The sequence below is a fragment of the Edaphosphingomonas fennica genome (assembly GCF_003034225.1).
GTDB lineage: Bacteria > Pseudomonadota > Alphaproteobacteria > Sphingomonadales > Sphingomonadaceae > Sphingomonas_E > Sphingomonas_E fennica.
The window spans coordinates 1-22,017 of the sequence record NZ_PHHF01000026.1 but is presented as its reverse complement, the minus strand read 5'-3'; the positions used below and the strand labels follow the sequence as shown (position 1 = coordinate 22,017).

Below are 22,017 nucleotides of genomic sequence, written 5' to 3'. Positions count from 1 at the left end.
TTGTGCTTGCCGGTGGGCTGTAGGGCGAATCGGGATGGCTTGGAACCGCCGGCGGCGACGGCGCGGTTCAGAGCGCGCGGACGGCGGCGGGCGGGCGATCGCGCGGCGGGGCCTGTGCGCCGGGCGGTGGCTGGTCGGGCAGTGGCTTGCCGGATGGAGCCGGGCCGGGGTCCGTGGGGGCGGAAGCGGCGGGATCGGTGCCGGTGGGGCCGGCCGGAGCAGGCGGGGCCGCGGCCGGGCGCGTCGCTGGCGGCCCGGCGTTGAAATCGGGGAACATGGCGCGGCTATTTTCCAGCCCCAGCGGGTCCGGCCCCTTGCCCCGGCGCCACGCCTCGTCCGCGTCATAGAGGCCGAGCAGGCGATTGAGCCGGTTCACCGCCGCATCATGCTGCGCGCATTGCCGGCGGAAATGCGCATCCTCCGCATCGCCTTCGGGGTCGTCGGGTTGCTCCTCCTCGTCCTCCTCCTCGGGCTGGCCGGAGGGCACGAAGCCGAACCAGCGATCGCGATCGGGCGCGTCGGCGGCGATGCGGCCATCGACGAAATATCGGTGGCGGGCCTCCACCACGGCGCGTTCGGCGCGGGAGAGGGCGCGGCAATAATCCGGGTCGCCATATTCGCCGTCCTCCGGCCCGCGAAAGCCGGGCGGGGGCGGGAAGCGGGTGAACCAGCTTTCCTCCTCCGCATCCCACCAGACGGGTTCGTCCTCCGCCGCCAGGCCGGCGTCCGCGCCATCGCGAAGTTGAGGAAGTTGAGGATTGCCATCGGCGCCGTCGGGGCCGGCATCGGGCGCCGCGACGCGGATCAGGCCGGCGGCCTCGGCCCGCGCCCACTGGTCCGCCGTCCAGCCCGCCCGGCCGTCCATGTCGAGATCGGAGATATCGACATCGCCCGCCAGCGCGCCGCCGCCCCGCAGCCAGCGATCGGCGCGGGCCAGCGCCACCACGGGGGCGAGATCATGGCCGGCGTCGCCTTCCTCCCCGCCATCAGCGACGCGCAGGCCCAGGAACAGGCCGGCGCGGGCGGGCGAGCAATCGCGGCCGACCAGATCGAGGAACGCCTCCCATTCCTGCGCGATCAGCCGCGCGGCCTGGTGCGTGCCCTCCGCCACGCGGGCATCGGCCAGCCGATCCATGCGGGTGAGCATCGCGGTGGCGAGGCGATTGTCGAACCGATGCCGCTCGATCACGTCGCCATTGGCCCGCGTGACGGTTTCGACCTGCCCGTCGATCGCGCGGGAGAGGAGGATATCGGCCAGCTTCTCCCGCGCCTGCAACGCCGCCGCCTGCCAGCCGAGCGCAAAGGCCGCCCCGTTCGCGCGGCGGCGGAAGGCGTAGGCCGAGGCGACGGAAAGCCCGACGATCCGGCACGCGGCCTCCACCGTATGGCCTTCGGCCACCGCCTCGAGAAAGGCGCGCTGGCGTTCGGGCGTCCAGCCGTCGCGGCGGGGAAGGGCGGTTGCGGGGGCGGCCGGGGAGGCGGCCGGCGCGGAGGGGATGGCGAGGTCGGTCATGCCGATAAGATAACCTATATGGTTATATGTAGGACAGGGCGTCCCCTCCAGCCGTCATCCCGGCACAGACTGGGATCGCCTGCTTTTGGCGAAACATGGAGGAAAGCGATCCCAGCCTGCGCTGGGATGACAAGGAAAATTGGGTCAGACTGCGACCATGCCCGAAGCCGCCCCCACGCCCATCACCGGAAGCTGCCACTGCGGCGCGGTGACGCTCACCGTGCCCCACGCCCCTGAGTGGGTGAATAGCTGCAACTGCTCGCTGTGCCGCAGGACGGGCGCGCTGATGGCCTATTATCCCGATGGCGCGGTGAAGGTGACGGGCGAGACCCGCGCCTATGTGTGGGGCGACCGGACGATCGGCATCCACCACTGCCCGGTCTGCGGCTGCCTGACCCATTGGCGCACGCTGGGCGAGGATTTCGGCAAGATGGGGATGAACGCGCGGCTGCTGGACGGGTTCGATCCGGACGCGGTCGAGGTGCGGAAGGTCGACGGGGCGAGTTGGTGAGCGCCGGCGCGGGAGGACGGCTCCTGCCCGGCCCGCGACCGGGAAGGAGGGCTGGCGCTCGGCGTCCAGTCGCGAGGCGGTGGGCAGGTGTCGGGGGCACTCTCTTGCGCGTCCCCTCGGATGATGGGCACCAGAGGGCGCGCGCTGGCGGCCTTGCTTATTTTCTCCCCGGAGAAGATGGGGGCAGCTTATCTCGCTGCGGCGGCCTTGCCGGCCGGTGCGTGCTTACCAGCGTCCGCCTGCCTGCTCGACGGCCTCGAGCAACGCCTTCTTGCTGGCCGTGCGACGTTTGCCGCTGTTGTGTGGGAGATCGGGCTGGCCGGTTTCGGCGCGGCGACGGGCGATGTCGCGTGCGAAATCGTCGAAGGCGACGGCCTTATCCTTCGATGTCCGCGATGCCGTAGTCACCGCCTGTCTCCTCTCGAATACGGCGATCAAGATAAGCGCGATCCAGATCGCTGTGAAGGATGAGAAGGGAGCGTGCCTGTTTCCACAATTCCGGTGCGGCGCCACTGGCGAACTGGCCCATGCGATCGGCAATGATATCCTCTACCGAGATTATGGCCGCGCGCCCTTCGGTTCCGAAATCGAGGAAGAGAATGCGCTCCCGATCGGCAAGACCCATCCAGAAGGGAGGATGAAACGATCTCGAAACCGAGCTTCAGATCGGGATGTATCCAGCCCCGCGTCGCCATGCCCGGTCCGGCCGGCTTCACGAAGCCCTGGCGCTGCAGAATCTCCTCGAACCATTGCTGACGCGGAGTGACGATATCGAAATCGCCGGTGTTGACGGCACTGCTGGAATAAAGCTCGACGGCGGCACCGCCGACCAGCACGGGCGGCTCCCCTCCCGATGCCCGGAGCGCTTCGCTCGCCCGCGCGAAAGCGCGCAAAGCGGCCTCACTCCGGGCGATAGGGGCTCACTCCGCCGCGACCTGTTCTCCGGCCGGTTGCAGGCCGAGCAGGGGGGCGAGGTAGCGGCCGGTGTAGCTGCGGGGTTCCTTCGCGACCTGTTCGGGCGTGCCGGCGGCGACGATCTCGCCGCCCTTGTCGCCGCCTTCGGGGCCGAGGTCGATGATCCAGTCGGCGGTCTTGATGACCTCCAGATTATGTTCGATCACGACCACGCTGTTGCCCTGCTCCACCAGCGCGTGGAGCACCTCCAGGAGCTTGCGGACGTCCTCGAAATGCAGGCCCGTGGTGGGTTCGTCGAGGATGTAGAGGGTGTTGCCGGTGGCGCGGCGGCTGAGTTCCTTGGCGAGCTTGACGCGCTGCGCCTCGCCGCCGGACAAGGTGGTCGCCTGCTGGCCGACCTTGACGTAACCGAGGCCGACCTCGGCCAGCATCGCCATCTTGTCGCGGATCGGCGGCACGGCCTTGAAGAATTCCACCGCGTCCTCGACCGTCATGTCCAGCACGTCGGCGATCGACTTGCCCTTGAAGGTGACTTCCAGCGTCTCGCGATTGTAGCGCTTGCCGTGGCATACGTCGCAGGTGACGTAGACGTCGGGCAGGAAGTGCATCTCGATCTTCAGCACGCCATCGCCCTGGCACGCCTCGCACCGGCCGCCCTTGACGTTGAAGCTGAAGCGGCCGGGCTTGTAGCCGCGCGCCTGCGCCTCCGGCAGGCCGGCGAACCAGTCGCGGATGTTGGTGAAGGCGCCGGTATAGGTGGCGGGGTTGGAACGCGGGGTGCGGCCGATCGGCGACTGATCGATATCGATCACCTTGTCGAGATGCTGCAGCCCCTCGATCTTCTCATGATGGCCGGCGAGCATGCGGGCGCCGTTCAGCACCCGCGCGGCGGTGGCATAGAGCGTGTCGATGGTGAAGGTGGACTTGCCCGATCCCGAGACGCCGGTGATGCAGGTGAAGGTGCCGAGCGGGATGGAGGCGGTGACGTCCTTCAGGTTGTTCGCCCGCGCGCCCCTGACCGTCAGCTTCCTGCCATTGCCCTTGCGGCGCTTCTTCGGCACGTCCACCGCGCGGCGGCCGGAGAGATAGTCGCCGGTGAGCGAGCCTTCGGTGGCGAGGATATCGGCGAGCGAGCCCTGCGCCACGATCGCCCCGCCATGGACGCCCGCGCCCGGCCCCATGTCGATGACATGATCGGCGGTGCGGATCGCGTCCTCATCATGCTCGACCACGATCACCGTGTTGCCGAGATCGCGCAGGCGGCGGAGGGTTACGAGCAGGCGATCATTGTCGCGCTGGTGGAGGCCGATCGAGGGTTCATCGAGCACGTAGAGCACGCCCGACAGGCCCGAGCCGATCTGCGACGCCAGGCGGATGCGCTGGCTTTCGCCGCCGGACAAGGTGCCCGACGTGCGATCGAGGTTGAGATAATCGAGGCCGACATTGTCGAGGAAGCCCAGCCGCTCGACGATTTCCTTCAGGATGCGTTCGGCGATCGCATTCTGCTGGGCGTTCAGATGGTTGGGCATATCGCGGAAGAAGGCCAGCGCGGGGCCGACGGCGCGGCGGGTGGACTGGGAGATATCCTCGCCCGCGATCTTCACCGCCAGCGCCTCGGGCTTGAGGCGGGCGCCGTGGCACACCTCGCAAGGGGCCGCGGACTGGTATTTGGCCAGCTCCTCGCGCATCCACGCGCTTTCGGTGGCGAGCATGCGGCGGTTGAGATTGCCGATCACGCCTTCGAACGGCTTGGTGACCTGGTAGCTCTTCTTCCCGTCGATGAAGGTGAGGACGATCGGCGTGCGGCCGGTGCCGTTGAGGATCGCCTCGCGCTGCTCATCGGTGAGCTGGTTCCACGGCGTATCGAGCCTGAAGCCGAAATGGGCGGCGAGGCTGGCCAGCACCTGCATGTAATAAGGCGAGGGCGGGTTGGACTTGGCCCAGGGGACGACCGCGCCCTGCTTGAGCGAGAGATTCTCGTTCGGCACGACCAATTGGGGATCGAAATAGAGCTTCTCGCCCAGGCCGTCGCAGGCGGGGCAGGCGCCCTGGGGGGCGTTGAAGGAGAAGAGGCGCGGCTCGATCTCGGCAATGGTGAAGCCGGAGACGGGGCAGGCGAATTTCTCGGAGAAGGTGATGCGGTTGGCCGGCACGCCCGCGCCCTTCATCTGGCCGCCGGCATCCTCCGCCTCGCGCCCCGGCACGACGCCGTCGGCGAGATCGACATAGGCCAGCCCCTCGGCAAGCTTCAGCGCGGTCTCGAAGCTCTGGGCGAGGCGGGTTTCCATGCCTTCGCGCACGACGAGGCGATCGACCACCACCTCGATGTCATGCTTGTATTTCTTGTCGAGCGCGGGGGCGTCCTCGATCTCGTAGAATTCGCCGTCGATGCGGACGCGGGTGAAGCCCTGCTTCTGCCATTCGGCCAGTTCCTTGCGATATTCGCCCTTGCGGCCGCGCACGACGGGCGCGAGCAGGTAGAAGCGCGTGCCTTCCGGCAATTGCAGCACGCGATCGACCATCTGGCTGACCGTCTGCGCGCTGATCGGCAGGCCGGTGGCGGGCGAATAAGGCACGCCGACCCGCGCCCAGAGCAGGCGCATATAATCGTAGATCTCGGTCACGGTCGCGACCGTCGAGCGCGGGTTGCGCGAGGTCGTCTTCTGCTCGATCGAGATGGCGGGGGAGAGGCCCTCGATATGATCGACGTCGGGCTTCTGCATCAGCTCCAGGAACTGGCGCGCATAGGCCGAGAGCGATTCCACGTAGCGGCGCTGGCCTTCGGCATAGATGGTGTCGAAGGCGAGGCTGGACTTGCCCGACCCCGACAGGCCGGTGATGACCGTGAGCGTTTCGCGCGGGATATCGACATCCACGCCCTTGAGATTGTGCTCGCGCGCGCCACGGACGGAAATGTGAGTCAGCATGAGGGCGAATGTTCCATATTTGTTCGCGCGCGGCAAGCCGCTATCGGCCATGTTCGGCCCCGAGATGGTGCGCGGCGGGGCAAGAGGCAAGCCGATGCGGGACGGAAGCGGCCGCGGCGGGGCGCCTTCCCCGAAATGGCGGCGGCCCTTCCCCACGGAGTAAGGCTTAGGAGTGCTGGGCCGGGCGGACGTGGACAGGCATAATGCAATGGGGGCGTTCGACAGGGAGCCTGCCATGCCCGGCCATCGCCGATCATCACCTTGCCTGCGCGCGCGCGGCGGTTCGCGGATAAAAGGGGCGGCTTTCCTTCTGGCGGTGGCAATGGTGGCGGGAATGACGGCGCCCGCGACGCGGGCAAGCACGACCCTGGCGTGGCTGGACGGCACGCTGGAGGGCAATGGGCTGGCGAGCACATCCACCGCCGGCGCCGAAGCCGTGGCGATCGACGCGGCGGGCGAAGGGGGCGTGTTCCTTGCCGGCCGGGCCGCCAGCGAGATCGGGATAAACCGGCTTCAGGTCGCCAATTCCACCGGCCTTCCCTTTGCCGACAGCGGCAGCGTGATTTCGGCATTGTCCTTCTGGGCGGACAATCTTTCGGTGCGGGCGGCCGACGGCGGCCCGGTGACGCTGAGCATCAGCTTTTCCTTCGAGGGAAGCTATGTCGGCCCCTGCTGCGACGCGGCCAATCCGAGCAGCACCTTCGGCAATGCCTATTTCCTGGCCGCGCCAGGGCGCTTCCTCGATATCGGGCAAGGCGAGGAAGACGGGCCGATAAGCTTCACCACCAGCCTGGGCAGCGCGGTGCTGCGGGGGCAGGCCACCGCCGTGCCGGGCGGCCTGTTGAGCGTGGCATCCTTGTGCGACGGTGACGATGGGGAGGATGGCTGCGATCCCTTTTCGGCCAGCGCCACCTACACGCTGGATTTCACGATCGGATCGGATGAAGATTTCTGGCTGGCGGGCTATTTCTTCGTTGGCGACCTAGCCCAGGGCGAGAGCGTGGATGCGTTCCACAGCGCCCGGCTGCTGGGGATCAGCATCGATCCCGGTGCGGTGCTGACTTCGGAAAGCGGACGGATCGTGCGGCGCGCCGATGGCAGTTACGGCCTGCCCGCGGCGATACCGGAGCCGGCAACCTGGGCGATGATGATCCTCGGCTTCGGGCTGGTCGGAATGCGGATGCGCCGGACAGTTTTTCTATCGTATCAATAGAAATTGTTGTCTTGATCCCGGCCATCGGGAGCGGACAGGGGTGGCGATCCATGAGGAGCCGCCGCCGATGACCCAGACCGCCATCGAACCCTTCGATCCCAGCCGGGAGCTTGGCCCCATCATCGCCGGCCTGCGCGCGCAGCGGCTGCGCTGGCGGGCGGCGCATGAGCGGCATGCCGAGCATGGCGGCCACGGCTTTCCCCAGCGGCAGGCGATCAGCCGCATCCTGGCGCCGCTGAGCGCGCTGCTGTTCCCGCTGCGGCTGGGGCCGCCGGAGCTGAACCCGGCGAACGAGGACGCCTTCATCGAGGCGACGCTGGAGACGACGCTGCTGCAGCTGGCGGCGCAGGTGCGGCTGGAGCTGCGCTATCACCAGCGGGATGCGGCGGACGACGCGATCGAGGCGCGGGTGCAGGCGATCCTGCGCGGCTTCGCCACCGCGCTGCCCGGATTGCGCGCGCTGCTGGACAGCGACGTGCAGGCCGCCTGGCAGGGCGATCCCGCCGCGCGCAGCGTGGACGAGGTGCTGATCTGCTATCCCAGCATCACCGCCGTGATCCATTACCGGCTGGCGCACCGCCTGCACGAACTGGGCGCGCCGCTGGTGGCGCGGATCATCACCGAGATCGCCCATTCGCGCACCGGCATCGACATCCATCCCGGCGCGCGGATCGGCGCGCGCTTCTTCATCGACCACGGCACCGGCGTGGTGATCGGCGAGACGGCGGTGATCGGCGAAGGCGTGCGCCTGTATCAGGGGGTGACGCTGGGCGCGATCGGCCTGTCGATCGACGCGACCGGCGCCGCGCGCGGCGAGCCGCGCCATCCCATCGTGGAGGACGAGGTGGTGATCCATGCCGGCGCCACCATATTGGGCCGCGTGACCATCGGCCGCGGCGCGGTGATCGGCGGCCATGTGTGGCTGACCCGCGACGTGCCGCCCGGCGCCGAGGTGCTGCCCGCCGCGCCCGAGCTTGCCATCGTCGAATAATCGGAATCTGATGAGTTTCATGCCCCAACCCACCCGCGCCCGTTTCCGCCCCAGCTTCGGCACCCAGGTGCTGGCTTCGATGGCGATCGGCGTCCTGCTGGGCCTGATCGCGCGCGCGATCGGATCGCCCGACGGCGTGCCCAATGCGCTGGCGCAGACGCTGGCGACGATCGGCAGCATCTTCGTCCAGCTGCTGAAGGTGCTGGTGCCGCCGCTGATCTTCACCGCGATCGTCGCCAGCATCGCCAATTTCGGCGAGATGAAGAATGCCGCGCGGCTGGCCGGCCAGACCTTGCTGTGGTTCGCGCTGACCGCGCTGATCGCGGTTTCCATCGGCCTGGCGCTGGGGACGATATTGCAGCCCGGCGCGCACGCCCATGCCGAAGGGGTGACGGCCGCCGCCCATGCGGCATCGAGCGCGAGCTGGCTGGATTTCCTGAAAGGGCTGGTGCCCGCCAACATATTGGGGCTGACGGTGGCCACCAAGCTGGAGAATGGCGGCGCCAGCACCAGCCTTTCCATCAACACGCTGCAGATCGTGGTGATATCGATCGTGATCGGCATCGCCGCCCTGCGATCCGGCGAGGCGGCGGCGCCCTTCCTGGCCTTCATCCGTTCGCTGCTGGCGATCACCCGGCGGATATTGAGCTGGGTGATCCGGCTGACGCCAATCGGCACCATCGGCCTGCTGGGCACCGCCGTCGCCCAATATGGCTGGACGACGCTGGCCCAGCTCGGCGCCTTCGCCGGGGCGATCTATCTGGGCCTCGCGATCGTGCTGCTGGGCGTCTATCCCGCGCTGCTGGCGCTGAACGGGCTGAGCCCGGCGCACTTCTTCCGCACCGCCTGGCCGGCGATCCAGCTGGGCTTCGTATCGCGATCCTCGATCGGCACCCTGCCGGTGACGGAGGCGGTGACCGAGCGGCTGGGCGTGCCGCGCCCTTACGCCGCCTTCGCCGTGCCGCTGGGCGCCACCACCAAGATGGACGGGTGCGCCGCCATCTATCCGGCGGTGGCCAGCCTGTTCATCGCCCAATTCTACGGCATCGCCCTGGGGCCGTCCGATTATCTGCTGATCGCCTTCGTTTCGGTGATCGGATCGGCGGCGACCGCGGGCATGACCGGCGCCGTGGTGATGCTGACGCTCACCCTTTCCACCCTCGGCCTGCCGCTGGAAGGGATCGGCCTGCTGCTGGCGATCGACCCGATCCTGGACATGGGCCGCACCGCCGTGAACGTGGCCGGGCAGGCGCTGGTGCCGCTGATCGTATCCCGCCGCGAAGGGATGCTGGAGGGCGCGCCGCAGGAGGACGATCCGCTCGCCTCCGTCGAAGGGCCGGCATAGGCCCTTTCGGGAAGCGTGATCGGCGCATCGCCCGCGCCCACTTTCCAAAACCACCGCAAAGGCCCATTGAGCCCGTTCCATCGCCTTGTTTCCGCCGGAGATTCCCATGACCGCCGATCTGACCGCGAGCCGGATGGTTTCCGCCAACCTGACGGCCGATCGGCCGACCTTCGTGACCCATCTGGAATGTTCGCTGACCGGCGAGCGTTATGAGGCGGACCGGCTGCACGGGCTTTCCGCCGCCGGCCGGCCGCTGCTGGTGCGATACGATCTGGAGGCGGCGGGCAAGGCGGTGACGCGCGAGGCGATCGCGGCGCGGCCGACCGACCTGTGGCGCTGGCGCGAGCTGCTGCCGGTGCGGAACACCGCCGACATCGTCAGCCTGGGCGAGATCGAGACGCCGCTGGTGCCGATCCCCGAAGCCGGCGCCGCCAATGTGATCGTGAAGGACGAGGGGCGGCTGCCCACCGGTTCCTTCAAGGCGCGCGGGCTGGTGATGGCCGTCGCCATGGCCAGGGCGCTGGGCGTGACGCGGATCGCCATGCCCACCAACGGCAATGCCGGCGCCGCGCTGGCCGCCTATGCCACCCGCTGCGGCATCGAGACGATCGTGTTCTGCCCGGAGGACACGCCCGAGATCAATGTGCGCGAGATCGCGATGCAGGGCGCGCGGGTGTGGCGGGTGAACGGCCTGATCGACGATTGCGGCGCGATCGTCGCCGAAGGGGCCAAGCAGGGGCGCTGGTTCGATTTCTCCACCCTGAAGGAGCCCTATCGCATCGAGGGCAAGAAGACGATGGGGCTGGAGCTGGCGGCGCAGCTCGGCTGGCGGCTGCCCAGGGCGATCTTCTACCCCACCGGCGGCGGCACCGGCCTGATCGGCATGTGGAAGGCCTTTGCCGAGCTGGAGGCGCTGGGCTGGATCGGGCCCGAACGGCCGAAGATGTTCGCGGTGCAGGCCGACGGCTGCGCGCCGATCGTGAAGGCGTTCGACGACGGCGTGAACCATGCCGAACGCTGGGAGAATGCCCACACCATCGCCGCCGGCATCCGCGTGCCGCGCGCGGTGGGCGACTTCCTGATCCTGGCCGCGGTGCGCGAGAGCGGCGGCAAGGCGCTGGCGGTGAGCGACGCGGAGATCGCCCGCGCCGTGGACGATGCCGCCCGCAAGGATGGCCTGCTGCTCTGCCCCGAAGGCGGCGCGACCCTGGCCGCCTATCGCCGGGCGCTGGCGGAAGGGCTGATCGGGGCGGAGGACAGCGCGGTGCTGTTCAACTGCGCCACCGGCCTGAAATATCCGATGCCGGCGGCGGACAATGCGCTGGACCGGACCAGGCCGATCGATTTCGATCTGTTGTGAGGGCGCGCGCCCGATGGCGCCAGATCAGACGATCAGCGCCAGCAGGGCCAGCGGGAGGGCGGCAAGCCCCATCGCCGGCAGCCAGCGCGGGCGATAGAGCAGGGCCAGCACGACGATCGCGGCGGCGGCGGCGTTGAGGCCGACCCATTCGACCACGCCCGCCCGCCAGCCTGGCGCGGCGAGGCGGAGCGCGAGCGAGGCGGCGAGGAAGGTCCAGCCGGCGATGCGGAGCGGGGCTTCGTGGCGGACGAGCCGGCCGTCGGGCACGGCCTGCGCGGCATGGCGGCGCATGGCGAGGCTGAGCGCGGCATAGGCCGCGAGCAGCAGCAGGGCGGAGGCCATCGTCATGAAAGCCCCCGCGTCATGCCAGCGCCGGCCGGCGGCGGCGCGGGGCGGCGGGCTGGCGCCGGTGGAGGTGGAGCGCGGTCATCAGCGCGCCGCAGCCGATGGCGAGCGCGACGAGATCGAAGCCCGCGAACAGCCAGTCGCCATGGATCAGGCTGGCGGGAAGCCCGCGCGCGGTGGTGAGCGCGGAGACCAGCGGCAGCAGCAGCCAGCCGAGGCCCATCATCGCCGTCAGCTCCGCCCAGCCGCGCCGGGGGGCGCGGGCGAGGCCGAACAGCATCGCCGCCGCCCAGCAGAGGAAGAAGGCCCGGACCTCGATGCCGGGACGATCGGCGAGGCCCACGGGCGCCAGCCGGTTCGCCCAGAAGAAGGCGGCCATGGCGATCGGCAGGCCGGCGACGGTGCCGACGGTGAGGCGGGCGACGAGATGGTGGCCGAAGCCCCGGCCTTCCGGGCGGCTGACCGTCCACAGCACCAGCCCGCTGGCGATGGTGGCGGACAGCGCCAGCCCGCAGAGGAAATAGAGCCAGCGGCTGACCCAGGGGGCGAAGCGGCCCATGTGGAGGCCGTAGAGCACGTCGAACGTCTTCTTCGCGGGGCGATCCTCCGCATAAGCGGCGAGCAGCCGGCCGGTGACGCCGTCATAAGCGAGCTTGCCGGCCGAATAGCCGAGCTGATCGGCATCGTCGCGCAGCACCTGGATCACGGCCGCCGCATCGCCGGGATTTTCCACCGCGACATTGCCGATCCGCCCGCCATCGAAGCGGCGGCGGGCATCGGCGAGGATCGCCTCGACATCGCCGAGCGGGGCGGGGCGGCCGCTGCGTTCGCGCTCGAAATAGCCGGGCGCGACTTCCGCGAACATCGTCGTCGTATCCTTGCCGTAATTGGCGACGAGGCCCCAGGGCATGGTGAGGGTGACGAGGGTGAGGACGCCGGTGAAGGTGATCATCAGGTGGAAGGGCATGGCGAGCACGCCCAGCACGTTATGCGCATCCAGCCAGGACCGCTTGCCCTTGCCCGTCCGCAGCGTGAAGAAATCGGCGAAGATGCGGCGGTGGGTGATGATGCCCGATATCAGCGCCACCAGCATCAGCATGCCGGCGGCGGATGCGAGGATGCGGCCCCACGGATAGGGAAGCTGCAGTTCGAAATGGAAGCGGTAGAAGAATTCGCCGCCCAGCGTCTCGCGGATGCCGTCCGGCCGGCCGCTATTGGGATCGAGTGCCGCGAAGCGATAATCGTCGCCGTCGGCATAGCTCGCCTCGATGGTGGACTGGCGATCGTCCGGGGCGGTGAGATACCAGGCCGGCGCGTTGGGCGCCGCCTTTTCCAGATAGCGGATAGCGGCGGCGGTGGCCTTCACCTGATCGGGCGCGGCCGTGACCTCCGGCCGCATCCAATCGCCGATTTCGGAGCGGAAGACGGTGGCGGTGCCGGTGAGCGCCATGGCGAAGAGCAGCCAGCCGAGCACGAGCCCGGCCCAGCCGTGGAGCCATGCCATGGATTGGCGGAAACCGGTTTTCATGGATGCGCCCGCTTCATGGATGGGGGCCGAGCGCCCAGGCGATCGCGGCGGCGAGCCCCGCGACCGCGACGATGCCGGCCCAGGCGCGCGCGGCGCTGCCGACGGCGAAGGCCCAGATCGCCGCGGCCGGCATCACCAGCAGCGCGACGATGGTGGCGACGGTCGAGGCTTCGGCCCGCGCCATCGGCAGCGCGCGGGCGAACGCCATCGCGACGGCGGCGGCGAGCGCATAGCCGCCGACGGCCGCCGCCACCGTCCGCGATGCGACGCCGAGGCGGTAGCGGAGGGTGAGCCGCGGCTTCATCGCCCGATCAGAACCGGTAGCCGACGCTGAAGTTCACCGTCCGCCGCAGGCCGAGGAAGCAATCGCCCCGGCCGAGGCAGGTGGTGTAATATTTCTTGTCGGTGAGGTTGGTGGCGTTGAGCGACAGGCGCCACGCGCCATAATCCAGCCCGATCATCGCATCGGCGGCCAGATAATCGGGCGTGACGAGCGTATAAGGCACGAAATTCACGTCATAGGTGGGTGAATAGCTGTCGCTGACATAGCGCAGGCCCGCGCCGATGCGCAGCTTCGCCTCGTCGGTGACGGCGACATGCTTCATCGCCCAGATCGAGGCGAGATGCTTCGGAATGCTTTCGAGCTGATTGGTCGAAAGGCCGACGCCGGCATCGATCTGATCGCTGAGATTGCTGTCCCTGGCGCGGGTGTAGCTGTAGGAGGCGATGATATCGAGATCGTTCGCGATGCTGCGCGAGGCTTCGACCTCGAAGCCCTTGGTCCGCACCTTGCCGGCCTGGATCTGGTTGTTGGGATTGGACGGATCGTTCACCAGCCGGCCGCTATCCTTCATGTCATAGGCGGTGACGGTGACGAAGGTGGCGGGATCGGGCTGCCACTTCACGCCGATCTCATATTGCCGGCCGCGCGTGGGATCATAAGGCTGGCCGTAGAAATCGGCGCCGGCGATCGGCTGGAACGATTCCGTATAGCTGACATAGGGCACCACGCCGGGCGCGATTTCGTAGAGGAAGGCGATGCGCGTCGTCCATGCATGATCGACGAAGCGTTCGGCGCCCTCGGTATCGTTGGTCGCGCGATCGTAGCGCAGGCCGACGAGCAGGGTGGCCTTGTCGAACGCCTTGATCTGATCCTGCACGTAGAAGCCGGTCTGTTCCTGCTTGGTATCCGGAACATCGTAGAAGGTCAGCGGCATGACATTGCCATAGACCGGGTTATAGGCGTCGATCGGCGTGGTGCCGGGCGGGATGGGATTGCCATCCTCGTCGAAGCCGTTGTTCGACATGGCGAAGGCATCGCGCTCGCGCGTCTTGTAATGCGCGTAATCGAAGCCGACGAGCAGCTTGTGGGTGAGGGGGCCGGTGGCGAAATCGGCCTGGAGCTGGCTGTCGGTGGTCAGCGTCCTCGAATGGAAGACCTCCCCGAAGGCGTAGCGGTTGAGCACGCGGTTGGGGCCGAGCGCGGCATATTCCGGGAACACGGCGTTCAGATAGGGATCGGCCGGATCGAGATAGGGCGCCGCCGGGCTGCCGCCGTAGATATCGGCATAATGCAGGATCTGGCTGGACTTGAACCATTCGTAGCGGGCGTTCTGCCGGAATTGCAGGGCTTCGCTGAACCTGTGGCTGAACTGCGCCGACACCCATTCGGTGTTGTAATCGACCTTGTCGACCGACGGTTCGCCGAGGTTGCGGCTCCACGGCAGCGGGCCGAGCGGATGATCCTTGCCGAACAGCGTGGAGACATAGGGCAGGAACTGGCCGGTCCAGCCATTATTGTCGTCCTGCACCAGGCCGATCAGGGTAAGCTCCGTATCCGATCCCATCCGCCAGGTGAGCGAGGGGTTGATCGTCCAGCGCTTTTCCCTGGCATGATCGGTCTGGGAATCGGCGTCGCGCCAGACGGCGACGAGCCGGGCGGCGAGCTGATCGCCCAAGAGCGGGCCGGTGACGTCGATGCCGGCTTCCTTACGATCGAAGGTGCCGTAGGAGACGAAGCCCTCGCCGCCGAAATCGAATTGCGGGCGCTTCGACGTGGTGTTGACGAGGCCGCCGATCGGCGCCTGGCCGTAGAGCATGGAGGAGGGGCCGCGCAGCACCTCCACGCTGGAGAGCGTGAAGATTTCCTGCCGCGAACCCTGGCGATAGCCGAAGGAGCGGCGCATGCCATCCTGATAGACGCCCGGTTCGGTGCCGCGCACGAAGCCATAGTCGCCGCGCGTATCGAGGCCATAGGCTTCGGTGCGGACGCCGGCGGTGTAGCGCAGCGTATCCTGCAGGTTGAGCGCGCCCATTTCGAGGAAGCGTTCGGCCGAAACCACCGTGATCGCCTGCGGCGTATCGATCAGCGGCGTATCCGTCTTGGTGCCGATCGGCGATTGATACTGGGCGCCGGTGACGATGATGTCGGCGGGATCGACGGGCGCGCTGGCGGCGTCCTCCGCGCGGGCCGGCGCCGTGGCGAGGCCGATGACGAGCGCCAGTGCCGTGGCGGAGCCGCCGAACGGAAATGCGCCGGAGCGTCCCTTGGCCGAACCCATGCAACCCCCTTTAATGATATCGATAACGACTCGCAATAGAGGCGCTCATATGGCGGGGAGGGGGAAGCGTCAATGCCGTCCGGCGGGGGCACGGATCGGGCAGGCGCGGGCTCCATGTCCCGCGCTCCCCGCGCTCCCCGCGCGCCGGATGCGGCGCGGGCTATCCGCCGTTGCCGATCGCGGCCCGCATGCGCGGCACCACGAAATCGAGGAAGGCCCTGATCCGCCCCGGAATGCGCTGGGTGCCGAGGTGCAGCGCGTTGATTTCCTCCACATCGCCGCCGCCGGCATCGTCGAGCACCGTCACCAGCCGGCCGGCCGCGATATCCGCCGCCACATGGAAATGGCCGAGCCGGGCGAGGCCGACCCCGGCGATCGCCATGCGCCGCACGGTTTCGCCATTATTGGCGAGCAGCCCGCCCCGGACCACGCGATCGACGACCCGGCCCGCCTGGCGGAACGGCCAGACCGGGGCCGAGCGGCGGAAGTTGAAGCCCAGGCAATTATGCCCTTCCAGATCCTCCATGCCCCGCGGCGTGCCGTGCCGCGCCAGATAATCGGGGGCCGCGACGATGTGCCGACGCGTGGCGCCGATGCGCACCGCGACCAGGCTGGACGAGGCGAGCGCGCCGATCCGGAAGGCCACGTCCGTCCGTTCCAGATAAAGATCGACGACGTCGTCGGACAGCGACAGATCGACCTGCACGTCCGGATGGGCCTGCCAGAAGGCAGGCAGCAGGGGTTCGAGGACATGCACGCCCAGCGCCACCGAGGCATTGACGCGAACCGTGCCGCTGATGCGGGGCGACCCTTGCGCCAGCCCCTGTTCCAGATCATCCAGATCGGCGAGCAGCGCGAGGCTGCGTTCATGATAGGTGCGGCCTTCATCGGTGAGCGCCAGCCTGCGCGTCGAGCGTTCGACGAGGCGCACGCCCAGCCGCTGCTCGATACGGCCGACGAGCTTGCTGACGGTGGACGGCGTCATCCGCAATTGCCGGGCGGCCTCGGAAAAGCTGCCGGTTTCCGCCACCCGCACGAAGACGAGCATCTCGCCGGCCCGATTATCCACCCGTATCGACCTTCCATCTGTGAATCCGCTTCCCAGATCATGTGCCGGCCCGGCCGATTTTCAAGATGCGATCACAGGCCCATTTCACGGGGGATTTCGAAGGAGGCATTTCCATGAACATCTTCGTGACCGGCGCGAGCGGTTATATCGGCGGATCGGTGGCGGCCCGGCTGGCGGGCCTCGGCCATAATGTGCGCGGGCTGATCCGCAACGCCGCCCGCGCCGACGAGCTCCGCGCCCACGGCATCGAGCCGGTGATCGGCACGCTGGACGACGGCGCCCTGCTGACGGCCGAGGCGCGCGCCGCCGATGCGGTGATCAACGCCGCCAGCAGCGACCATCGCGGCGCGGTGGAGGCGCTGCTGGCGGGGCTGGCCGGATCGGGCAAGCGCTTCATCCACACCAGCGGCACCAGCCTGGTGGGCGACGAGGCGGTGGGCGAACCTTCGGACGCGATCTTCACCGAGGAGACGCCGGTGACGCCCGCGCCCGACAAGGTGGCGCGGATCGCGATCAACCGGCTGATCGAGGATGCGGCGCCGGGCGTCCATTCGATCGTGCTGTGCAACAGCCTGATCTACGGCAACCATCTGGGCCCGCGGGCGCAGAGCGTGCAGATCCCGCCGCTGGTGGCCGAGGCCAGGGAAAGCGGCGTGGCGCGCCATGTCGGTCGCGGGCTAAATCGCTGGTCCAACGTGCATATCGCCGACATGGCCGATCTTTATGTGCTGGCGCTGGAGAAGGCGCCGGCCGGCAGCTTCTACTTCGTCGAGAATGGCGAGGCCTCGTTCAGGGAGATCACCGACGCGATCGGCGCGGCGCTGGGCATCGGCCCGTCGCAGGACTGGGCGCCCGAGGCGGCGATCGCCCGCTGGGGCCGCGAGCTGGCGGTGTTCGGCCTCGGTTCCAACAGCCGCGTCCGCGCGGACAAGGCGCGGGCGGAGCTGGGCTGGGCGCCGGTCCACACCTCCGTCACCGGCTATATCCTGAACGATATGCCGCGCTAGGAGGGAATGCGCGCGGCGGCCGGGCGGCCCCGCGCGGAACGGCGGGAACGCGCGAAGCCGCCCGGCGGGCAGCCGGCGTGGCGGCGGAACGCGGTGCTGAAGGCGCTGGCCGATTCATAGCCGATCTCCTCCGCCAGCCGATCGAGCGAGATCCCGCCCCGGCTGAGCGCATCCTTCGCCAGCGCCATCCGCCAGCGCGCCAGATATTCGATCGGCGCGCATCCCACCGTCTGCGTGAAGCGCGCGGCGAATGCCGAGCGCGACATGCAGGCGATGGCGGCCAGGCGGGCCACCGTCCAGCGATCGCCGACATTGGCGTGGAGCGCCTGCAGCGCCTTCGCCACGCCGGGATCGCGCATGCCGCCGAGCAGGCCGGTGGCCCGGCTTCCGCCGTCGATGCCGTGGTGGCGGAGCGCCGCGATCAGCATCACCTCCAGCAGCCGTTCCAGGATCATCCCCGCGCCGGGACGATCGCCGGCGGTCTCCTCCAGGATCAGGCCGAGCACGCGGGAGAGGCCGGTCGTGTCGTGCAGGGCGGAGCGGACATGGATCATGCCGGGCAGGAGCGCGGATACCAGCGCCGCATTGGCGGGATCGACCCGGAAGCTGCCGCCCAGCATGCGGAAATCGGGCGCGCCATCGGGATCGCCGTGGCGCAGCGCCTGCCCGGACGGCTCCACCGGCACGCAGGCCATGCCCGGCCGGCTCGCCATGTCGAAGGCCGGCGTCACGGGCAGCAGCACGAAATCCCCCGCCTCCAGCCGCACCGGATCGCCCGCCGCCAATGTCAGCCAGCCGCCGCCTTCGACCACCATCGCGAAGCCGGGCATGCCATAAGCGGCGTAGCGCACGCCCCAGTCGCCGCGCGCGGTGATCGGCTTGGACAAAGCGGCATGGGGCCGCAGCAGGGCGATGACGGTGCTCAACGGGTCCATCGGGACGATCCGTAAATAATATCGGATCATGGATTATAGATCGTCCCCGCCCGCCCGTCTAACCCCGGCCGCGACAGCGAAGCCCAGGGAGGCGATATGAGCAGGACCGTTTTCATCACCGGCACCTCATCCGGCTATGGCAAGGCCGCCGCCGATCATTTCCTGGCGCGCGGGTGGAAGGTGATCGCCACCATGCGCCGCCCCGATCCCGCCACCTTCGCGGATGCCGGCGATCGGCTGAAGGTGCTGCCGCTGGACGTGACCGACGCGGACAGCATCGCGGGCGCCATCGCGGCCGGCCTGGACTGGGCCGGATCGATCGACGTGCTGGTGAACAATGCCGGGATCGGCTTGGCTTCCGCCGTCGAGGCGACGCCGGACGCCGTAATCCGGGAAATCTTCGAGACCAACAGCTTCGGCGTCTTCGCCATGTGCCGCGCCATCATCCCCGCGATGCGGCGGCAGGGGCATGGCGTGATCGTCAACGTGACGTCGAGCGCGGCGATCGGGCCGATGCCGCTGGTGGCCGTCTATGCCGGCAGCAAATGCGCCGTGGAGGGGTTCACCGAATCGCTGGCCTATGAGCTGCACCCCTTCGGCATCGAGGCGCGGCTGGTGGAGCCGGGCTATGCGCCGACCACCCGCTTCACCGCCAATGGCGGACCGCGCATGGCGGGGCTGATCCCCCCGGACTATGCCGCCTTCGCCCAGGCATGCTTCGCGAAGATGGCCGATTATCCCACGCCTTACTGCACCGAGGCGGAGGTGGCCGAGGCGATCTTCGCCGCCGCGACGGCGGAGCATCGCCGGCTCCGCTTTCCCGCCGGGGCCGATACCCGGATGCTCGCCGGCCTGCGCTGGTCGGCGGGCGAGGACCGGTATAGCATGCGGATGCGCGAGATGTTCGATCCCGCGGGCGCGCCGGCGGCGGCGGGCTGACGGGGCGGCATCGCCGGGCCGGAGTCGACCGAGCTGGAGGGCATGGCCGCATGACCATCGACCGGCGCACATTCGTGGGGGCGGCAGCCCTCGCCGTGGGAAGCGCGGCCATGGCCGGCGCCATGACCGAGGCGCGCGCGGCGGCCGAGACGGCCGGCGGCGCGAAGGCCCGCAACGTCGTGCTGGTGCACGGCCTGTTCGCCGACGGATCGTCCTGGTCGGAAGTGATCCCGCTGCTGCAGGCGCGGGGGCTCAATGTCGTTTCCGTCCAGAACCCGCTCACCACATTGCCCGAAGCCGTCGCCGCCGCCCGCCGCGTGCTGGACAGGCAGACGGGGCCGACCGTGCTCGCCGGCCACAGCTTCGCGGGGATGATCGTCACCGAGGCGGGCGTGCATCCCAACGTCTCCGCGCTGGTCTATGTCGCGGCGCGGGCGCCCGATGCCGGCGAGGATTATGGGGCGCTGGCCGCGAAATTCCCGGCGGCGCCGGCCAGCGCGGGCATCATCTACGACGGCGACGAGGGGCGGCTGGGCGACGAAGCCTTCCTGCGCGACTTCGCGGGAGACCTGCCCGCGGCGAAGGCGAAGGTCCTCCTCGCCGTTCAGCAGCCCTTCCGCAGGGAATTGCTCGCCGGGCGCACCGCCAATGCCGCCTGGCGCGGCAAGCCGAGCTATTATGCGGTTTCCACCGAGGATCGCACGATCGACCCCGATCTCCAGCGCTTCATGGCCGGCCGCATGGGGGCCAGGACGATCGAGCTGCGATCGAGCCATGTATCGCTCCTGTCCCACCCCGCCGAAATCGCGGGCCTGATCCTGGAGGCGGCCGGCGGACGTGGCTGATCCGTCGCGCGGTATCCGGCGCGCGCCGGGATGACGAGGATGAGGACGGGTTGATCGTCGTTCGACGGGATTCAGATGGGCGTCTTCATTCCCGTTCCGCCGCTGGCGGACGCTGACCGGCCCAGGTCAGCAGGGCATCGAGGGCGGGGCAAAGCGCCTGCCCCCAGTCCGTGAGGCAATATTCGACCTTGGGCGGCACCTGATGGTGGACGATCCGGCGCACGACGCCGTCCTTTTCCATCTGGCGAAGCTGCTGGATCAGCATCTTCTGCGAGATGGCGGGAATCGCCCGTTCAAGATCGGAGAAGCGCAATATCCTGCCGCCGAACAGATGGAACAGGATCACCAGCTTCCAGCGCCCCTCCAGTATCCGCAGCACCTCCTCCACCCCGCTTGCTGCCGAAACCGGCGTCAAATGGCTATTCTTACCTTCAGGTAAGTTCCCTACTTTTTCGTCTGTTCTTGCCATTCACAAGGCGTAACCTCACTCTCGCGCTCGATCAATCAGCATGGCGTTCGACCGCGCCATGCACTGCCGAGGAAGCGCTATGCCGATTAATCTACCTCAACCCATTGCCGCCTATTTTGCCGCCGATCGAGCGGACGGCGAAGCGGTTGCGCGCTGCTTCACCGAGGACGCCGTCGTGCAGGACGAGGGCCGGACGCATGGCGGCCGACCGGCCATCGCCGCCTGGAAGGCGGACGCATCGGCCAGATACGCCTATACGAGCGAACCCGTCGCCATGGACGAGAGCGACGGCAGGACGGTCGTCACCTGCCATCTCGCCGGCGATTTTCCCGGCAGCCCCGTCGACCTGCGATTCTTCTTCCGCTTGCAGGGCGACAAGATCGCCTCGCTGGAGATCATCCCATGAGCTTCGACCTTCAGTTGGCCGGCGCGCGGGCGCTTGTCACCGGGGGCACCAAGGGGATCGGGGCGTCGGTGGTGGAGGCGTTGCAGGAGGCCGGGGCGCGCGTGGTCGCGACCGCGCGAACCGTGCCCGGCCCATCCTCGGCGGGCGTCCATTATGCGGCGGCGGACCTGACGAGCGCGGAAGGCTGTGCTGTCGCCGCGCGGGCCACGCTCGACGCGCTTGGCGGGATCGACATCGTCGTCAACACGCTGGGCGGGTCGAGCGCGCCGCCGGGCGGCTTTGCGGCGCTCAGCGACGCGGAGTGGGCAAGGGAACTCGATCTCAACCTCATGCCCGCGGTCCGCATCGACCGGGCGCTGCTGCCCGCCATGATCGCGCAAGGGTCTGGCGTCGTCATCCACGTCACGTCGATCCAGCACGTGCTTCCCCTGCCGGAATCGACCACCGCTTATGCCGCCGCCAAGGCGGCGCTTGCGACCTACAGCAAGAGCCTGTCGAAGGAGGTGGCGCCCAAGGGCATCCGCGTCGTCCAGGTTTCTCCCGGCTGGGTGGAGACGGACGCCGCCGTGGCGCTGGCCGAGCGCCTCGCGGCTGACGCCGGAACCGATTATGAAGGCGGCAAGCGCATCATCATGAACGCGCTTGGCGGCATCCCGCTCGGTCGCCCGGCTAGGCCCAGGGAAGTGGCGGACCTGATCGCGTTTCTGGCATCGCCGAAAGCGGGCGCGATCACCGGCGCGGAATATGTCATCGATGGCGGCACCGTGCCCACGGCTTGAAGCGGGCCCTCTCATGAACCGCCGTGCTTTCAGGATCGTGGTGCGCCCTGGATGATGAAGGTGAGAACTGGTCGATAATCCCTGAGGGGCATTTTGGTAGTGCGCGATCGATCTAGGGCTTTATTTTGGAAAGATGCGGCCAAATCTGCTCGCCGGGGTTATAAGACCCAGGGAATGAATAACCGACTGACGTGACGCTATCGAAAATGTCGCAGATGATGTGGGCTAACGCATTGCGCGTCTGCTTGAGAAACTGCACGTCGACCCGCGTTTTGAACACTAGGGCCGGGACTCATAACCACCATGTGATGGCGGCGGCGAGGTGGATGCTGCCGAGGAAGACATCGGCGCGGCGGTCA

21 protein-coding genes are annotated in these 22,017 nt (G+C 68.5%); 10 read left to right on the top strand and 11 right to left on the bottom strand.

Annotated elements, in window-relative coordinates; genetic code table 11:
* Positions 1-67 precede the first annotated feature (67 nt).
* On the bottom strand, positions 68-1,513 hold the full coding sequence (locus CV103_RS06075; RefSeq protein ID WP_107394314.1) for a hypothetical protein: 1,446 nt from the start codon (positions 1,511-1,513) through the stop codon (positions 68-70).
* 139 nt (positions 1,514-1,652) lie between these two features.
* Between CV103_RS06075 and CV103_RS06070 the strand changes: the two genes are divergently transcribed.
* Positions 1,653-2,024: a GFA family protein gene (locus CV103_RS06070; RefSeq protein ID WP_245896674.1), complete on the top strand. Its 372-nt coding sequence runs from the start codon at positions 1,653-1,655 to the stop codon at positions 2,022-2,024.
* A 225-nt stretch (positions 2,025-2,249) separates the two neighbouring features.
* Here CV103_RS06070 and CV103_RS06065 read toward each other — a convergent pair whose 3' ends face one another.
* The 3 genes from CV103_RS06065 to uvrA all read right to left on the bottom strand — a co-directional run bounded on the left by CV103_RS06065 (position 2,250) and on the right by uvrA (position 5,866).
* Positions 2,250-2,462 carry a hypothetical protein gene (locus tag CV103_RS06065; RefSeq protein WP_245896672.1) on the bottom strand — a complete coding sequence of 71 codons (213 nt, stop codon included), beginning with the start codon at positions 2,460-2,462 and terminating at the stop codon, positions 2,250-2,252.
* Entirely contained in the window at positions 2,459-2,860 is a 402-nt protein-coding gene (locus CV103_RS06060) for a hypothetical protein (protein ID WP_245896671.1), read from the bottom strand. The genes CV103_RS06065 and CV103_RS06060 overlap by 4 nt, the downstream gene beginning before the upstream one ends.
* An 84-nt stretch (positions 2,861-2,944) precedes the next feature.
* A complete protein-coding gene (gene uvrA, locus CV103_RS06055; RefSeq protein ID WP_015459362.1) occupies positions 2,945-5,866 on the bottom strand; it encodes an excinuclease ABC subunit UvrA in 2,922 nt (973 codons plus the stop codon).
* A 334-nt stretch (positions 5,867-6,200) separates the two neighbouring features.
* On the opposite strand from uvrA, the gene CV103_RS06050 reads away from it, so the two are divergent.
* The 4 genes from CV103_RS06050 (at position 6,201) to CV103_RS06035 (ending at position 10,775) form a co-directional block, all read left to right on the top strand.
* The gene (locus tag CV103_RS06050; RefSeq protein WP_107394313.1) at positions 6,201-7,079 is read left to right on the top strand and encodes a PEPxxWA-CTERM sorting domain-containing protein; all 879 of its coding nucleotides are present in this window, start codon (positions 6,201-6,203) and stop codon (positions 7,077-7,079) included.
* 67 nt (positions 7,080-7,146) lie between these two features.
* Positions 7,147-8,070 (top strand): serine O-acetyltransferase EpsC, encoded by a 924-nt coding sequence (gene epsC / locus CV103_RS06045; protein WP_051128840.1) that lies wholly within the window; start codon positions 7,147-7,149, stop codon positions 8,068-8,070.
* A 10-nt stretch (positions 8,071-8,080) separates the two neighbouring features.
* On the top strand, positions 8,081-9,415 hold the full coding sequence (locus CV103_RS06040; RefSeq protein WP_015459365.1) for a dicarboxylate/amino acid:cation symporter: 1,335 nt from the start codon (positions 8,081-8,083) through the stop codon (positions 9,413-9,415).
* A gap of 106 nt (positions 9,416-9,521) precedes the next feature.
* Positions 9,522-10,775 carry a threonine synthase gene (locus CV103_RS06035; RefSeq protein WP_211314357.1) on the top strand — a complete coding sequence of 418 codons (1,254 nt, stop codon included), beginning with the start codon at positions 9,522-9,524 and terminating at the stop codon, positions 10,773-10,775.
* A gap of 24 nt (positions 10,776-10,799) precedes the next feature.
* On the opposite strand, the gene CV103_RS06030 is transcribed toward CV103_RS06035, so the two are convergent.
* From CV103_RS06030 to CV103_RS06010, 5 genes are all read right to left on the bottom strand, one after another.
* Positions 10,800-11,123, bottom strand: a complete 324-nt coding sequence (locus CV103_RS06030) for a DUF3325 domain-containing protein (RefSeq protein WP_107394312.1) — start codon at positions 11,121-11,123, stop codon at positions 10,800-10,802.
* A 13-nt stretch (positions 11,124-11,136) separates the two neighbouring features.
* Positions 11,137-12,648, bottom strand: coding sequence for a PepSY-associated TM helix domain-containing protein (locus tag CV103_RS06025; RefSeq protein ID WP_107394311.1), 1,512 nt, complete (start codon positions 12,646-12,648; stop codon positions 11,137-11,139).
* 13 nt (positions 12,649-12,661) lie between these two features.
* Positions 12,662-12,952, bottom strand: a complete 291-nt coding sequence (locus CV103_RS06020; RefSeq protein WP_107394310.1) for an iron transporter — start codon at positions 12,950-12,952, stop codon at positions 12,662-12,664.
* Between the two features lie 7 nt (positions 12,953-12,959).
* Positions 12,960-15,209, bottom strand: a complete 2,250-nt coding sequence (locus CV103_RS06015; protein WP_015459370.1) for a TonB-dependent siderophore receptor — start codon at positions 15,207-15,209, stop codon at positions 12,960-12,962.
* 160 nt (positions 15,210-15,369) lie between these two features.
* Positions 15,370-16,278 carry a LysR family transcriptional regulator gene (locus CV103_RS06010; protein ID WP_107394309.1) on the bottom strand — a complete coding sequence of 303 codons (909 nt, stop codon included), beginning with the start codon at positions 16,276-16,278 and terminating at the stop codon, positions 15,370-15,372.
* A gap of 113 nt (positions 16,279-16,391) precedes the next feature.
* Here CV103_RS06010 and CV103_RS06005 point away from each other — a divergent pair, with 113 nt between their 5' ends.
* Positions 16,392-17,285, top strand: coding sequence for an NAD-dependent epimerase/dehydratase family protein (locus CV103_RS06005; RefSeq protein ID WP_015459372.1), 894 nt, complete (start codon positions 16,392-16,394; stop codon positions 17,283-17,285).
* Here the strand turns inward: CV103_RS06005 and CV103_RS06000 are convergent.
* Positions 17,282-18,220 (bottom strand): AraC family transcriptional regulator, encoded by a 939-nt coding sequence (locus tag CV103_RS06000; protein WP_107394367.1) that lies wholly within the window; start codon positions 18,218-18,220, stop codon positions 17,282-17,284. The genes CV103_RS06005 and CV103_RS06000 overlap by 4 nt on opposite strands.
* A 96-nt stretch (positions 18,221-18,316) precedes the next feature.
* Here CV103_RS06000 and CV103_RS05995 point away from each other — a divergent pair, with 96 nt between their 5' ends.
* Positions 18,317-19,159 (top strand): SDR family oxidoreductase, encoded by an 843-nt coding sequence (locus CV103_RS05995; protein ID WP_107394308.1) that lies wholly within the window; start codon positions 18,317-18,319, stop codon positions 19,157-19,159.
* Between the two features lie 50 nt (positions 19,160-19,209).
* A complete protein-coding gene (locus CV103_RS05990; RefSeq protein WP_107394307.1) occupies positions 19,210-20,004 on the top strand; it encodes an alpha/beta fold hydrolase in 795 nt (264 codons plus the stop codon).
* 85 nt (positions 20,005-20,089) lie between these two features.
* Here CV103_RS05990 and CV103_RS05985 read toward each other — a convergent pair whose 3' ends face one another.
* Positions 20,090-20,419, bottom strand: coding sequence for a winged helix-turn-helix transcriptional regulator (locus CV103_RS05985; protein WP_015459376.1), 330 nt, complete (start codon positions 20,417-20,419; stop codon positions 20,090-20,092).
* A 133-nt stretch (positions 20,420-20,552) separates the two neighbouring features.
* Between CV103_RS05985 and CV103_RS05980 the strand changes: the two genes are divergently transcribed.
* Together CV103_RS05980 and CV103_RS05975 are read left to right on the top strand one after the other, a co-directional pair.
* Complete coding sequence (locus CV103_RS05980) at positions 20,553-20,879, top strand: nuclear transport factor 2 family protein (RefSeq protein WP_070932535.1); 327 nt, start codon at positions 20,553-20,555, stop codon at positions 20,877-20,879.
* Entirely contained in the window at positions 20,876-21,658 is a 783-nt protein-coding gene (locus CV103_RS05975; RefSeq protein ID WP_107394305.1) for an SDR family oxidoreductase, read from the top strand. The genes CV103_RS05980 and CV103_RS05975 overlap by 4 nt, the downstream gene beginning before the upstream one ends.
* Positions 21,659-22,017: the final 359 nt, after the last annotated feature.

Excerpts from the sequence above, each read along its gene's own strand:
- epsC (WP_051128840.1), top strand. The coding sequence starts at position 7,147 with ATGACCCAGACCGCCATCGAACCCTTCGATCCCAGCCGGGAGCTTGGC.
- CV103_RS06005 (WP_015459372.1), top strand. The coding sequence starts at position 16,392 with ATGAACATCTTCGTGACCGGCGCGAGCGGTTATATCGGCGGATCGGTG.
- CV103_RS06000 (WP_107394367.1), bottom strand. The coding sequence starts at position 18,220 with ATGGACCCGTTGAGCACCGTCATCGCCCTGCTGCGGCCCCATGCCGCT.
- CV103_RS05995 (WP_107394308.1), top strand. The coding sequence starts at position 18,317 with ATGAGCAGGACCGTTTTCATCACCGGCACCTCATCCGGCTATGGCAAG.
- CV103_RS06075 (WP_107394314.1), bottom strand. The coding sequence starts at position 1,513 with ATGACCGACCTCGCCATCCCCTCCGCGCCGGCCGCCTCCCCGGCCGCC.
- uvrA (WP_015459362.1), bottom strand. The coding sequence starts at position 5,866 with ATGCTGACTCACATTTCCGTCCGTGGCGCGCGCGAGCACAATCTCAAG.
- CV103_RS06035 (WP_211314357.1), top strand. The coding sequence starts at position 9,522 with ATGACCGCCGATCTGACCGCGAGCCGGATGGTTTCCGCCAACCTGACG.
- CV103_RS05990 (WP_107394307.1), top strand. The coding sequence starts at position 19,210 with ATGACCATCGACCGGCGCACATTCGTGGGGGCGGCAGCCCTCGCCGTG.
- CV103_RS06050 (WP_107394313.1), top strand. The coding sequence starts at position 6,201 with ATGACGGCGCCCGCGACGCGGGCAAGCACGACCCTGGCGTGGCTGGAC.
- CV103_RS05975 (WP_107394305.1), top strand. The coding sequence starts at position 20,876 with ATGAGCTTCGACCTTCAGTTGGCCGGCGCGCGGGCGCTTGTCACCGGG.
- CV103_RS05980 (WP_070932535.1), top strand. The coding sequence starts at position 20,553 with ATGCCGATTAATCTACCTCAACCCATTGCCGCCTATTTTGCCGCCGAT.
- CV103_RS06040 (WP_015459365.1), top strand. The coding sequence starts at position 8,081 with ATGAGTTTCATGCCCCAACCCACCCGCGCCCGTTTCCGCCCCAGCTTC.
- CV103_RS06020 (WP_107394310.1), bottom strand. The coding sequence starts at position 12,952 with ATGAAGCCGCGGCTCACCCTCCGCTACCGCCTCGGCGTCGCATCGCGG.
- CV103_RS06025 (WP_107394311.1), bottom strand. The coding sequence starts at position 12,648 with ATGAAAACCGGTTTCCGCCAATCCATGGCATGGCTCCACGGCTGGGCC.
- CV103_RS06015 (WP_015459370.1), bottom strand. The coding sequence starts at position 15,209 with ATGGGTTCGGCCAAGGGACGCTCCGGCGCATTTCCGTTCGGCGGCTCC.
- CV103_RS06030 (WP_107394312.1), bottom strand. The coding sequence starts at position 11,123 with ATGACGATGGCCTCCGCCCTGCTGCTGCTCGCGGCCTATGCCGCGCTC.